The 13,300-nt window shown below is 66.8% G+C and carries 8 protein-coding genes and 1 pseudogene; 6 read left to right on the top strand and 3 right to left on the bottom strand.

All coding sequences use genetic code 11. The annotated features are described in order from the left end of the window. The first annotated feature begins 24 nt into the window (after nt 1-24). Genes L1080_RS16085 through L1080_RS16095 form a run of 3 tightly spaced genes read left to right on the top strand, consistent with a single transcriptional unit; the run spans nt 25 to nt 7,770 of the window. On the top strand, nt 25-5,517 hold the full coding sequence (locus tag L1080_RS16085; protein WP_250770485.1) for a glutamate synthase-related protein: 5,493 nt from the start codon (nt 25-27) through the stop codon (nt 5,515-5,517). Further along, nucleotides 5,514-7,283: a sulfite reductase subunit alpha gene (locus tag L1080_RS16090; protein ID WP_250770487.1), complete on the top strand. Its 1,770-nt coding sequence runs from the start codon at nt 5,514-5,516 to the stop codon at nt 7,281-7,283. The genes L1080_RS16085 and L1080_RS16090 overlap by 4 nt, the downstream gene beginning before the upstream one ends. A 37-nt stretch (nt 7,284-7,320) precedes the next feature. Next, a complete protein-coding gene (locus L1080_RS16095) occupies nt 7,321-7,770 on the top strand; it encodes a flavodoxin domain-containing protein (protein ID WP_250770489.1) in 450 nt (149 codons plus the stop codon). A 5-nt stretch (nt 7,771-7,775) separates the two neighbouring features. Here the strand turns inward: L1080_RS16095 and L1080_RS16100 are convergent, their stop codons facing one another. From L1080_RS16100 to L1080_RS16110, 3 genes are read right to left on the bottom strand one after another with little or no spacing between them, the layout of a single operon-like run. Further along, nucleotides 7,776-8,639, bottom strand: a complete 864-nt coding sequence (locus L1080_RS16100; RefSeq protein ID WP_250770491.1) for a PaaX family transcriptional regulator — start codon at nt 8,637-8,639, stop codon at nt 7,776-7,778. Continuing rightward, entirely contained in the window at nt 8,623-9,858 is a 1,236-nt protein-coding gene (kynU, locus tag L1080_RS16105) for a kynureninase (protein WP_374433607.1), read from the bottom strand. Before kynU ends, L1080_RS16100 begins: the two co-directional genes overlap by 17 nt. Beyond that, nucleotides 9,855-10,709, bottom strand: a complete 855-nt coding sequence (locus tag L1080_RS16110; protein WP_250770497.1) for a tryptophan 2,3-dioxygenase — start codon at nt 10,707-10,709, stop codon at nt 9,855-9,857. Before L1080_RS16110 ends, kynU begins: the two co-directional genes overlap by 4 nt. A gap of 339 nt (nt 10,710-11,048) precedes the next feature. On the opposite strand from L1080_RS16110, the pseudogene L1080_RS16115 reads away from it, so the two are divergent. The 3 genes and pseudogenes from L1080_RS16115 to L1080_RS16125 form a co-directional block, all read left to right on the top strand. Further along, nucleotides 11,049-11,738: pseudogene (locus tag L1080_RS16115) on the top strand (alpha/beta hydrolase family protein); the annotation flags it as partial. Nucleotides 11,739-12,184: 446 nt separating this feature from the next. After that, on the top strand, nt 12,185-12,664 hold the full coding sequence (locus L1080_RS16120) for a pentapeptide repeat-containing protein (RefSeq protein ID WP_250770503.1): 480 nt from the start codon (nt 12,185-12,187) through the stop codon (nt 12,662-12,664). A gap of 133 nt (nt 12,665-12,797) precedes the next feature. Then, on the top strand, nt 12,798-13,295 hold the full coding sequence (locus tag L1080_RS16125; RefSeq protein ID WP_250770505.1) for a DUF4188 domain-containing protein: 498 nt from the start codon (nt 12,798-12,800) through the stop codon (nt 13,293-13,295). Nucleotides 13,296-13,300 lie beyond the last annotated feature (5 nt).

Raw genomic sequence — 13,300 nt, forward strand, 5'->3', positions numbered from 1 at the left:
CGAGTATCGCGAGGAGACAGTCCGTTGAAGACGAGTGCCAGTGAGTTCGGCCTGTACGACAAGACGCTCGACAAGAGCAGCTGCGGCGTGGGCTTCATCACCCGCAAGGATGGCGTGCAGACCCCGGAGATTCTCACCCTGGGCAACGAGGCCCTGTGTGCTGTTCCTCACCGTGGTGGCATGTCGGCCGAGGGCGTCGGCGACGGGGCCGGAATCTGTGTCGACCTCTCGGTGCCCTTCTTCCGCGCCCTCACCGGGCGGGGTGAGCTGGAATCCGGCCGCTTCGGTGTCGGCAACTTCTTCCTCCCCACCGACGTCGCGTTCCACGCCGACGCCGAGGCCGTCATCGAGCAGGCACTCGCCGCGCAGGGCTTCGAGGTGCTGCTCGAACGTGACGTCCCCGTCGACGCCACCGTCCTGCGTCCGGCCGCGATCAAGTACCAGCTGCCCATTCGGCAGTGGGTGTTCACCGCTCCCGAGGCGTGTACGGATGGGGTCGAGTTCGACCGCCGCATCCACGACGCCCTGCTCGCCATCGAGGCCGTCGCCTACACCCAGCCCGACCTCGCCGGGATGTACCCGCTCTCGCTCAGCGCCCGCACCCAGGTGCTCAAGGGTCGCCTCAATTCGCACGAGGTGATCCCGTACTTCTGCGACCTGGTCGATCCGGCGCACGCCGTTCACACCCTGTTCTTCCATACCCGGTTCTCCACGAACACCGACCCGCACCCGACGATGGCGCAGCCGTTCCGGCTCATGGCGCACAACGGCGAACTCAACACCGACAAGAAGAACCGCCTCTCCGAGACGGCCGTGGCCCGTGCCCGGAACCGGGAGATCGTGCGTCCGCACGGCCAGTCGGACAGCTGCCGTCTCGATCAGACGCTGCAGAGCCGGGTCGTCGAGGACGGTCTCGACCTCGTCACCGCCGTGGTGTCGATGATGCCCCCGGCATGGGAGAACGACACGAACCTCTCCCCCGAGGTGCGGGCGATGCTCGAGTACTTCTCTCTCTACGAGGAGAAGAACGACGGCCCGGCCGCGGTCATCTTCGGGAACGGCACCGTCGTCGGAGCGCGTCTCGACCGGCTGGGGCTGCGTCCGCTGCGCAGCGTGGAAACAGACGACTACCTGTGCGTCACCTCGGAGGCCGGGCAGATCGACTTCGACCCCGAGACGGTGCGTCACCGCGGCCGCATCGAGGCGGGCGGCATGCTGTACTTCGACCACAGGGAGGGCCGCGCGTACTCCTCCGACGAGGCGCTCGAGTTGCTGGCCGCACGGCACGACTACCGCGCCCTCGTCGCCGAGGCGCGCCGCACGATCGACGCCCTGCCCGAGGTGGAGGCCGAGCCCGGCCCTCTGCGTTACAACGGCGACCTGGAACGCCATCAGCGGTACGTCGCGTACTCGCACAACCAGGAAAGCTTCAAGTTCATGATGGACCCGATGCTGGCTTCGGGTCAGGAGAAAATCTCCGCGATGGGCTACGGAAACGCCATCAACGCACTGTCCGATCAGGAAGGCGGTGTGGCCAAGTACTTTTCGCAGCGGTTCGCGCAGGTCACCAACCCGTCACTGGACAGCATCCGGGAGTCGGACGGCATGACTCTGCGAGTCGCGCTGGGCGCCAAGCTGCACAGTGGTGCGGAATCTGCCCCGCAGATCGTGGTGCCGTCGCCGATCCTCACTCACCTGGACATGCTGCGGATCCGCAAGCAGACCGACACACCGGTGCAGCGTTTCCCGATGCTCTACAGCCCTGTTCCCGGCGACGCCGCTGCCAACGCGGCCGCGCTGGAGGCGGCGGTGGACGGGTTGTGCGACGAGGTGGAGGCGTTCGCCCGGGAGCGCGGCGGCATCGCCATCCTCACGGACCGGCACGTCGCCACGGACCGCGCCGCCCTGCCGATGATCATCGCGATCTCGGCCGTCAATCAGCGGCTGATCGAGGCGGGCCTGCGCCTGCGGGTGTCGGTGGTGGCCGAGAGCGGGCAGATTTCGTCCTCGCACCACGTCGCCGCTGCCCTGGGGTTCGGCGCCGCCGCGATCTACCCCCTCGCCGTCCGGTTGCGGGCCGAGGAGAAGTTCGCGGACAACGCGGACGAGGCGTTCACCCGCTTCGCCAAGGCGGCCGAGAAGTCGTTGATGAAGACGATGGGCCGGGTGGGTCTGTGCACCGCCGAAAGCTACATCGGCGGCGAGTTCTTCGAACCCAACTACCTCGACACCGACGACCCGGTTCTGCGCCGCTTCTTCGCGAACGTCAAGACGCCCGTGGGCGGCGTGGGATTCGCCGTGATCGCCCAGGCCGTCGCCGACTGGCACGCGAGGGCTGCGACCGTCACCGGGGAAAAGGACGTCCCCCTGCTCGGACTCTTCAAGGAACGCGCCGAAGGTGCCGGGCACTCGTACGGCACGGCTGCCGTACGAGGTTTCGTCGACCTCACCGAGGAGCCGATCGCCTTCGACACCGCCGGCACCCAGGACCACACCGAGTCCTTGCGCCTGCTTCCCCTGAACCGGCTCGAGGACGCGTTCGGTCTCGACGACGACGCCTACCGCAACGCCGGCTTCCAGAAGCTCACCCCCGAGGCGATCGACGGGTTCGAGATCACCCCCGGCTACCGGGCATTCGTCCGGACCATGGCCGAGGAGCGCACCCGCCGCCCCGCCGCGCTGCGAGACGTCCTCGACCTGCCCGCCGACGTCACCTTCCTCACCACCGCGCAGGAGTTCCGCCGGCAGATGGGCCGGTTCTCCCGTAAGGGCAACAACAGCTTCGCGGTCCGTGGGCTCGCCTCCGAGCAGGTCGGGGGCGACGAGTTCCGCCTGCGGCTCACCGGCCCGCACGCCGGCGACCCCACCGTGCTTGCCGCACTGGGCGAGTCACTGGTCCTGCGGTTCGGCGACAACCTGTGCGAGCACCGGATCGACGGTGATGCCCTGGTGGTACGGGCGTCCGGAGAGGCGCTGCGATGCCTGGCCCTGCTGCGCACCGCACCCCCCAGCATCCCGCTCGCCACGGTCCAGAAGGCCAGTGAGATCACGCCGTTCCTCACCTCCGGGGCCATGAGCCACGGCGCGCTGAACTCCAATGCGCACGAGGCTGTCGCGCACGGCACCAACATGGTCGGCGGAATGTCGAACAGCGGTGAGGGCGGCGAGCACATCTCTCGCTACGGCACCATCCGCGGTTCGCGGATCAAGCAGTTCGCTTCGGGCCGGTTCGGCGTGTGGGCCGGCTACCTGGCCGATCCCATGCTCGAAGAGCTGGAGATCAAGATCGCGCAGGGCGCCAAGCCCGGTGAGGGCGGGCAGCTTCCCGCCCCCAAGGTGACCGTCGAGATCGCGGCCGCGCGCGGCGGGACCCCCGGCGTCGAGCTGGTCTCGCCGCCCCCGCACCACGACACCTACTCGATCGAGGATCTGGCTCAGCTGATCCACGACTGCAAGGCCGCGCGGGTCCGCGTGATCGTCAAGCTGGTGTCGTCGGAGGGCATCGGGACCATTGCGGTCGGTGTCGCGAAGGCGGGCGCAGATGTCATCAACGTCGCCGGCAACACCGGCGGCACCGGCGCCGCTGCGGTCACCAGCCTCAAGTACGCCGGGCGTTCCGCCGAGATCGGCGTGGCCGAGGTTCACCAGGCGCTGTGCGCCAACGGCTTACGGCAGAAGGTGCTGCTCCGGTGTTCCGGCGCACACCAGACGGCGAGCGACGTGGTGAAGTCTGCGCTCCTCGGGGCCGACAGCTTCGAGTTCGGGACCACCGCGCTGATGATGCTCAAGTGCGTCATGGCCAAGAACTGCAACGTCAAGTGCCCCGCCGGCCTCACCACCAACCCGGAACTGTTCGACGGTGACCCGCGGGCGATGGCGCAGTACCTGCTCAACATCGCCCACGAGACGCGGGAGGTGCTCGCCGAACTGGGCATGACCTCGCTGCGAGAGGCTCGCGGCCGGTCCGACCTGCTGCACCTGCTCGATCACCCGTCGAGCGTCGGCCAGCTCGACCTGCGGGCGATGCTCGCTGTAGTCGACGAGGTCACGATCGGCGATCCGGTATACCTCGAGAAGGACTACACGCTCGACGACGGCTGGCTCGTCCAGTTGCGGGCGGCCCTGGTCGAGCACGGCGAGCGCACCGTCGAACTCGGTGACGATGTACGACTGAGCAACCGCAACAAGAGCGTCGGCGCACAGTTGGCCGTCGACATCGAACGCATGCTCAATCACGAACTGACCGAACAGGATCTGCCGGCCGTACTGCGTGACGAGCGCGGTCGCGGCTACCTGCGCGAGGGCAGCGTCCGGATCGCCACCTCCGGGTCCGCCGGCCTCTCCTACGGTGCGTTCAGCAACGACGGCATGTCGCTGGTCCACACCGGCACCGCCAACGACGGTGTCGGCAAGGGGGCGTGTGGCGGCAGCATCGTCGTCCGCTCCCCCGGCGGCGGGTCGACCGCAGCCGGCGGCAACGTCCTGATCGGCAACTTCGCGTTGTTCGGGGCCACCGGCGGACGCCTGTTCGTCGAGGGTCAGGCCGGTGACCGCTTCGCCGTCCGCAACTCCGGCGCCACCGCAGTCGTGGAGGGCGTCGGTGACTTCGCCTGCGAGTACATGACCAACGGCGCGGTGCTCAACCTCGGCGGGTTCGGCAAGGGTGTCGGCAACGGCATGAGCGGTGGGTTCGTCTACCAGTACGACCCCGAGGGCAAGCTCGCCGGCAAGGCCAGCGCCGATTCCATCCTGCTCGGTTCGATCACCGGTGACGACGAGCACGCGGCACTGCACCACCAGGCTGTGCACCTGCTGCTCGGTTGGCACCTCGAGGCCACCGGGTCCGCGAAGGCGGCCTGGCTACTCGAAAACTGGGAGACCGAACAGCACCACTTCGTGTACGGCATGCCGCGTGCGCTGCTGCAGTACCAGGACAGCGACGAGATCCTGAAAGCCAAGTCGCGCAAGGACTTGGCCGACGAACTCGCGGCCGCGCTGGTGGCCCACCAGGTGCGCAAGTTCAAGCTGGACTACCGCGACGGACACGCAGTTCTGGGCGGCGCCGTTCCCGGCTACGGCGAGGCCGACACCGAAGCCATGTTCGCGCTGCTCAACAACTACACGGTGCTCAATGCCGCGCAGGAAATGGCGCTGTCGAAGTTGCCGGGCGCCGCCGACCCGTCCGATCCGGCGGTCGACAAGGCCGTGCGCAACCTGCTGCTCACCGAGGACTTCTTCTTGATGCAGCGACTGCAGCGGTACGCCCGCGAAGCCCTGAAGGATTACAGCGACGAGGACCTGGCGGTGATGGTGGCGGCCAAGCGCCTCGCCGACTACAAGGACGCCCTGCGCAAACGCAACGTCCGGTCCATCGACGCGCCCGGCACGTACGGCTGGATCCTGCACCAGGACGCGAAGAACGTCGACAAGATCGGCCGGCTGCCCGGCTTCGAGGAACTGTTCGCTCAGCACGCTCTGCCCGACCTGATCCCCACGAAGGACGCTGTTCCCTCATGAAGATGCCGTACATCCCCCAGGACGCGCCGTTCAGCGACGATCAGCGCGTGTGGCTCACCGGCTTCCTGGCCGGAATGAGCTCGCGTCTCGCGGTCGGCAGCAGCTCCGCCGCACCCGCCGCCTCCGGTGGGCAACTCCCCGCTGTCCACGTGCTGTACGGCAGCCAGACCGGCAATGCCGAGGGCGTCGCGGAAGATGCTGCCGCCGCGGCACGTTCGCACGGCTTCGCACCGGTGGTCAGTGCGCTCGACGACGTCGAGGTCGACGCCCTGGCGTCGATGCAGCGTGTTCTCGTCGTCACCTCCACCTACGGTGAGGGCGAGATGCCCGACAACGCGGAACTGTTCTGGCAGGCACTGTCGGCCGAGACCGCGCCCCGTCTCGAGGCCACGGACTTCGCGGTGCTCGCACTCGGCGACACCGGCTACGACGGGTACTGCCAGGCCGGCAAGATGATCGACACCCGGCTCGAGCAGCTCGGCGCCCGCCGCGTCACTCCGCGCGTCGACTGCGACGTCGACTACGAGGACGCCGCTGCCACCTGGGTGGCGGAAACGTTGCCGTTGTTGGCGGCGGTCGAGGGCATTCGCGGGGAGTCGCCGGTCGCCGATGTCGCGGCACCGGACGCGAAGCCCGCGCGCAAGCGTTCGCAGTGGAATCGCAAGAATCCCTATGTGTCCACGCTGGCCGTCAATCGGAGACTGTCGGGTGACGCCTCCGCGAAGGAGATCCGGCACTACGAGTTCGCGCTCACCGACAGCGGTCTCGAGTACGAGGCCGGCGACGCCCTGGGCGTGATGCCGGTCAACGATCCGCAGCTCGTGGACGCTCTGGTGTCGCGGCTCGGCATTCCCGCCGACGCCGCCGTCACCGGCAAGGAACGCCCGTTCAGCGATCTGCTGATGCACAGCTACGAAATCTCCACGCCGTCCCACGAGTTCCTCGACGAAATCGAGAAGCGGGCCGGAAACGACGAACTGACTCACGTTCTCCGGCACGGCGACAAGGAGGCGCTCGACGCGTGGCTGTGGGGTAAGGACGTCCTCGATCTGCTCCTCCTCGCTCCCGCGCTGTCGATGACCGCCGACGAGTTCGTGGGCGTGCTCAAGCCGTTGCAGCACCGCGCGTACTCCATCTCGTCGAGTCCCCTCGCCGACCCGGGCAGCGTGCACCTCACCGTGGCCAGCGTCCGGCACACCTCCGCGGGGCGCGACCGCGGTGGTGTGTGCTCGACGTACCTGGCCGACCGCGTCGCCGAGGGCGGTACCAGTGGAATCTTCGTGTCGAAGAACAAGTCGTTCCGCGTGCCCGCCGACGACCACGCGCCGATGATCATGGTGGGGCCCGGAACCGGGATCGCACCGTTCCGCGCGTTTCTGCAGGAACGCCGGGCGCGGGGCGCGGCAGGGCGCAACTGGCTGTTCTTCGGCGACCAGCACCGCGCGTCCGACTACATCTACGAGGACGAGATCGGCGCCATGAGCGACAGCGGTCTCCTCACCCGCCTGGACCTGGCCTTCTCCCGTGACCAGGCCGAGAAGGTGTATGTCCAGAACCGGATGCTCGAGAACGGCAAGGACCTCTTCGCCTGGCTCGAGGACGGCGGCCACTTCTACGTGTGTGGCGACGCCACCCGCATGGCGAAGGACGTCGACCGCGCGCTGCACAAGGTGATCGCCACCCACGGCGGTCTCTCGGCCGAGGACGCGTCGGAGTACGTCAACAAGCTCAAGAAGGACAAGCGCTACCTACGCGACGTGTACTGAGCACGGCCGCACCGACTTACGAGGAGAAGCAAGAACCATGGCAGTGGTGATTCTGTACGGTAGCGAGGGCGGTACCGCCGAACTGGTTGCCGATCATCTCGCCGACGTGCTCGGCACCTACGACGACACGTCCCTGTACGACATGATGGAGTACGACGCCGGTGATCTCGACCCGGAGAACTTCCACGTCATCGTGTGCTCCACCTACGGTGAGGGTGAATTGCCCACCGGCGCTGAACCTTTCTTCGAGGGACTCGACGAGGACGAACCGGACCTGAACGGATTGCGCTTCGCGCTCTTCGGCCTCGGCGACAAGGTCTACGAAGACACCTACAACCGGGGCGGCGAGATCCTCGCCGAGAAGCTCGTCTCCCTCGGCGCCGTCCAGGTGGGCGAACACGGCCGGCACGACGGCTCGAGCAGCATCCGCCCCAAGGACCAGGCCGAGGAATGGGCCAAGATCATCGGTGAGGAATTTTTGGCATAGCCGCCTCACGCCGGGAGTCGGGACTGGATGCTGCGCACCCACTCTCGGCTTCCGGTGAGGTAACGGTCCCGCGCCGACGCGAACAGGCGAACACTGTCGGAGCCGGGCCAGTCGTCGGGCAACATTCCGGCAGGGAGTCCCGGGTCGATGTACGGGATGATCCGCCATTCGTCGAGCAGCGGAACGAAACGAACGAAGGCCTCGCGCGGTGAAACCTCCTCTGTCGTCGACAGAGCGGCGCGGTGACGGGTCAGGAAGTCCCGGTGGCGAGCAGCAATGCCGTCGAGATCCCACCACCTCGCTGCCGCATCCGCTTGCGAGTCGGGCACGAACATCGACGTCGACACGAAGGTAGTCACATACGCGGACAGACCCAGCGCGTCGACGATGGCCCCCACCTCCTCCGCAAGATATTCGGGGGCAATCCACAGACCCGGTGACACCGTTCCGCACCCGATCCACCCGAGCCGCCTGCGCAACTGGTGTCGCGCGGCCCGTTGCGTTTCGGGAATGGTGAACGAGATCAGACGCCAGGGGTCGCCTTCCGCCATCTGACGGAAGCCGAAGATCCGCGGATCGCCGCGGCGGAACATCGCCTCCGCCTGCTCGGTCACCTCGTACCCGTTCCGCCCGTCGCAGACGCGGGCCCGCAGCACCCCCTTCTTCTTCAAGCGGGTCACCGCGATGCGCGTCGATTCGGACGGGATGCCCACGGCCTGCATCAATCCGACGAAGTCGGCGATCGCCACCCACCCGCCGAGGTCGCGCACGTACGCGCCGAGGACGGTTCGGATCAGCGACGTCGCGCTGCCGGGCCGCGAATCGAAGTCGTCGAGGATCGCGCTTGCCGGTTCAGGCGGTGAGTTCATTACGGATCGCCAATATTCCGGCGCACACCTCGGAGAAGCTCGTGCTCAGAGGGCTGAGGCCGAGACGCAACCCGTGGGGGGCACGAAAGTCGGGGATGACGCCCTTGCGCCACAGCTTCTCGATGACGGCCTCGAACTGCGGGTGATCGATGATGACGTGACCACCCCGCTCGGCAGGATCCTCCGGCGATCCGATCTCCACGCCCAGCGGAAACAGCAACGTTCGCACGAGCTCGAGCGCGTACTCCGTCAGGGTCACCGACTTGGCCCGGATGGCCGCCATACCGACCTCGTCGATCAGTGCGAGAGTGTCCTGCATCGCGAGCATGCCGAGGACCGACGGCGTTCCGCTGATCACCCGACGGATGCCGGGGGCCGGTTCGTAGCCCTGGGCCATCGCGAACGGGTTGTCGCGACCCATCCAACCCCAGATCGGCTGAACAAATTTCCCCTGGTGCTCGGCTCGGACGTACGCGAACGCGGGTGACCCGGGCCCGCCGTTGAGGTACTTGTAGGTACACCCGACCGCCAGATCCACACCCCAGCTGTCGAGCTCGAGTGGAACCGACCCCACCGAGTGACACAGGTCGAGCAGCAGTAGTGCGCCCGCCTCATGAGTCACGCACGCGGCCCCGGCGGCGTCCACCAGGTAACCCGAGCGGTATGCGACATGGCTGAGAACGACGAGCGCCGTGTGTTCCGACACGACGGATTCCAGGTCGTCGACGCTGACGCCACCGCGCCGATCCGACTCGATCCACCGCAACGTGAGCCCGAGTTCTCCGGCAATGGACTCCAGCACGTACCGGTCCGTCGGGAAGTTGTCGCGGTCCACGACGATCTCGGTGCGCCCCGGCCGCAACGCGAGGGCGCCGCGGGCAAGCTTGTACAGCAGGACCGTCGTCGAATCACCGATGGTCGTCTGCCCACGGGCCGCTCCGAGCGCAACCCGCGCGAGGGTGTCGCCGATGGTGATCGGGAGTTCGAACCACTCCTCGTCCCAGCCGCGAATCAGCCGGCCACCCCAGGCCCCGGTGACGAAGGAGTTGATCCGCTCGGCACTCGCCCGGGTGGGCCGTCCGAGCGAGTTGCCGTCGAGGTACGCCACCACCGCAGGATCATCGGCGCCGATGAACAGGTCACGGTAGGAACGCAGCGGGTCCGCGGCGTCGAGGTGCTCGGCGCGGGTGGTCAGCGCATCGGTGGACGTGGTCATCATCGTCCGATCTCGGTGCGCACGGCCAGCAGTTCCGGGAAGAATGTCAGCTCCAGTGCCTTCTGCAGAAATCCCACTCCGCTCGAACCTCCGGTCCCGGTTTTCATGCCGATGGTGCGCAGCACCGTGCGCATGTGCCGGAAGCGCCACAGTTGGAAGTTCTCTTCGAGATCGACGAACTCCTCGAACGCCTCATAGACGGCCCAGTGGTCGTCGTGGTTCTCATAGACGAACTTGATCAGGGGCATCAAGTCCTCGTTGAGTGTGTAGGCGGCGGTCACATCGCGATTCAGCGCGGATGCCGGCACGTCGTACCCCCGCCGCGACAGGCACTGCCAGAACGCGTCGTAGAGACTGGGCTCGGTGAGGAGCCGCCCCAGCAGATCGTGGGCGGCAGGATCCGCTTCGAACACCTTCAGCATTCCCGCGTTCTTGTTGCCGAGCACGAACTCGACCGCGCGGTACTGGTACGACTGGAACCCGGACGAATTGCCGAGGAACTGGCGGAACTCGGAGTACTCCGTGGGCGTCAGCGTGGCGAGGACCGACCACTGTTCGGTCAGCGTCTTCTGGATGTGCTTCACGCGCGCCACACACTTGAGCGCCTTACCGATGTCGTCGTCGTCGAAAGAGGTACGCGCCGCGAGGGTTTCGTGAAGGACGAGCTTCAGCCAGAGTTCGGTGGTCTGGTGCTGGATGATGAACAGCAGTTCGTCGTGGTGCTCCGGGCGACTCACCGGCTTCTGGGCGCTCAACAGGGTGTCGAGGTCCAGGTACGAGCCATAGCTCATGCACTCGCTGAAGTCGGTGACGATGTCTTTCTCGATGGCTCTGGTGTTGGCCTGCACGCCCATGACTGTCCTCACTGCTGGTGTTCGAGTACCGAGCCCTCGCCCTTCATATTACATAATCGTGGCGACCGCTAGGCAGATGTCATTATCGGAAAGTACGGTGGATCCGTGAATGCACCCACTCGCCGAGTCGATGTCGTCTTCGCCCCCGGGGTCGTGGCACACCGCGGAACCGTGGAAGAGCTCCTGCACCGGGCACTGAGTGCACGCGGGCTGACCGGCGAATTGACGTTCACCACGGACACCGCCGAGCTGGAGCGGGCCACGCTTTCGGCGGCGAGGCGAGGCGAGTTCATCGTCGTACCCGGTACCGGGAAATCCTTCACACCCCCGAAAGGCGGCGTGATCCGCGTCGACTTCGGTGGCTGCGACGCCGATCGCTCGGCGGGCGTCCGCGCCCACATTCGCGGCAGAGGACTCGACGGCCTGCGGTACGCCGTCGACAGCTGGTACCACCACCGCTTCCATCCCGGGACGCTGATCCGGTACGGAAGCCACCCGGATCAGCGCGCCGAACTCCGAATCCCGGACGGGAACGGCCCCTTCCCCGCCGTCGCACTCATCCACGGCGGGTTCTGGCGCACACGGTGGGAGTTCGACCTGATGGATGCCCTCGCGGTCGATCTGACCGCCCGCGGGTATGTCACGTGGAACGTCGAGTATCGACGGAACACCGAACATCGCTGGGCGGACATGTCGTCCGATGTCGCCGCCGCCGTTGCGGCCGTATCGACTCTTCCTGGTGTGGACCCGAGCCGCCTCGTCGTACTCGGCCACTCGGCCGGTGCTCAGCTCGCGCTTCGCGCCGCCGCCGATGCGCCAGCAGTTCCCCTCGCGCTCGCCGTCAGCCTCGCCGGTGTGCTCAACCTGCGACTTGCCGACAATCGCCACCTCGGCGAAGGTGCCGTGGCGATGGCCGTCGGCAATCACTGGTCCGAGGACCGCGAGACGTACGAGGCGTCATCGCCGATCGACCGACTCCCCCTCGGCATCCCACAGGTGGTCGCCTGCGCCCTCGAGGACGAACCGGACATGCTGGAAATGAGCAGGGAGTACTCCGCGGCCGCCGCGGCGACCACCGATGACGTCGCCCTGATCGAGGGGCCGGGCGATCACTTCGCCGTCATCGATCCGACAAGCCGGATCTGGCACACCATCGCAGAGGCAATCGACGCACGGATGCTCCCCGGTGCGTAGAAGCCCGCGCAGTCGATCCCACGGCACCGCACCCACCCACGCACCGTCGATCCCACGGCGCCGCACCCACACACGCACCCCTTCTGCGCCCACGCACCCTTTTTCGGGCCCTAGAACGGGTGCGTCTACCGAGAAGGGGTGCGTGGGTGTCTCACAACACCTCGCAGTCTCGCAACGCCTCGCACGACGAACCGGTGTCACCATTCCTCGTGCGAGGCAGTGCGCTCCGCACTATGTTCGGCGGTGACGGTTGAGTTTTATCGGTGAGGGGGCGGTCCGGCATGAGCAGGACATATTTCGGAACTGTGGCGGTGGCGGTGGCCGCTGGTGTCGCGCTCACCTGCGGTGTGGGCGCTGCCTCCGCAGACACCCAGATCAACGGCTGCACGATCGTGGCCGACCCGACACCCGAGCATCGCACGACCTGCCCCGGCGCCGATTTGAGCAGGGCGAATCTCGCGGGCATGAATCTGAGTTTCGCCGACCTGTCAGGCGCAAACCTGACGTTCGCCAATCTCGCCGGCACAAACTTCACGGCGGCGAACCTGTCGTACGCGAATCTGAGCGACGCCAACCTCACGGACACGAATTTTACGGACTCGCAGCGCAACGCCATGGTCCTGTACAGCACGGGCATCGACATCTTCGGCCGAATCGTCGGTGACCTCGACATCACGACCGACCCGAATTGGTCCACCGACGCCCACGAGCGCGCGCTCGCCTCCGTCGTCCCGGTAACGCCTCCCGCTCCGTCCCCGTAGTCCCCATCCGCGACCTCACGACCGGGCTGCGCAGTGCGCATCCCGGCAACTTACATGCCCCTACCCCTTGACATTGGATAGCTTTACTATCCACTATTGGATAGTGAAGCTATCCAATCTCGGGAGGCATCCGATGTCGACGATCGAACCCGGCCGTTCCACCCACCACTACGACGGTGACCTGGTGCTCTTCCTGATCGGGATGACCATCAACCGACCGTGGCGCCCGGATTTGTGGCTGCCCGCCTTCCTCGCCATGCCGAAGATGTTGCGTGAACTGTCGCAGGACACCGACTCGGGTTTGCTGGGTTACCGCCTGGTGATCGAGGGGCGCGGACCCACGTTGATCCAGTACTGGAGTTCGGCCGACAAGCTGTACGCCTACGCCAGCAACCCCGACGCCCGACACCGGCCTGCCTGGGCTGCCTTCAATCGACGGGCCCGCCGGGCGCCGGGAGCAGTGGGGGTGTGGCACGAAACCTATTCGGTCGATCGCGCGGAGTCGATCTATGTCGGCGCCCCGGCGCTCGGGCTGGCGCGGTTCACCGCACGCGTTCCCGTCACACCGGCAGGCAATCGGGCCCGCAATCGACTGGCCCACACCACACCAACAGCAAGCACTCACAGTTGAGGAGA

Origin of the sequence: Rhodococcus sp. MSC1_016, from assembly GCF_023667485.2 — a bacterium.
Taxonomy (GTDB): domain Bacteria; phylum Actinomycetota; class Actinomycetes; order Mycobacteriales; family Mycobacteriaceae; genus Rhodococcus_F; species Rhodococcus_F oxybenzonivorans.

Excerpts from the sequence above, each read along its gene's own strand:
- L1080_RS16125 (WP_250770505.1), top strand. The coding sequence starts at position 12,798 with ATGTCGACGATCGAACCCGGCCGTTCCACCCACCACTACGACGGTGAC.
- L1080_RS16090 (WP_250770487.1), top strand. The coding sequence starts at position 5,514 with ATGAAGATGCCGTACATCCCCCAGGACGCGCCGTTCAGCGACGATCAG.
- L1080_RS16110 (WP_250770497.1), bottom strand. The coding sequence starts at position 10,709 with ATGGGCGTGCAGGCCAACACCAGAGCCATCGAGAAAGACATCGTCACC.
- kynU (WP_374433607.1), bottom strand. The coding sequence starts at position 9,858 with ATGATGACCACGTCCACCGATGCGCTGACCACCCGCGCCGAGCACCTC.
- L1080_RS16095 (WP_250770489.1), top strand. The coding sequence starts at position 7,321 with ATGGCAGTGGTGATTCTGTACGGTAGCGAGGGCGGTACCGCCGAACTG.
- L1080_RS16120 (WP_250770503.1), top strand. The coding sequence starts at position 12,185 with ATGAGCAGGACATATTTCGGAACTGTGGCGGTGGCGGTGGCCGCTGGT.
- L1080_RS16100 (WP_250770491.1), bottom strand. The coding sequence starts at position 8,639 with ATGAACTCACCGCCTGAACCGGCAAGCGCGATCCTCGACGACTTCGAT.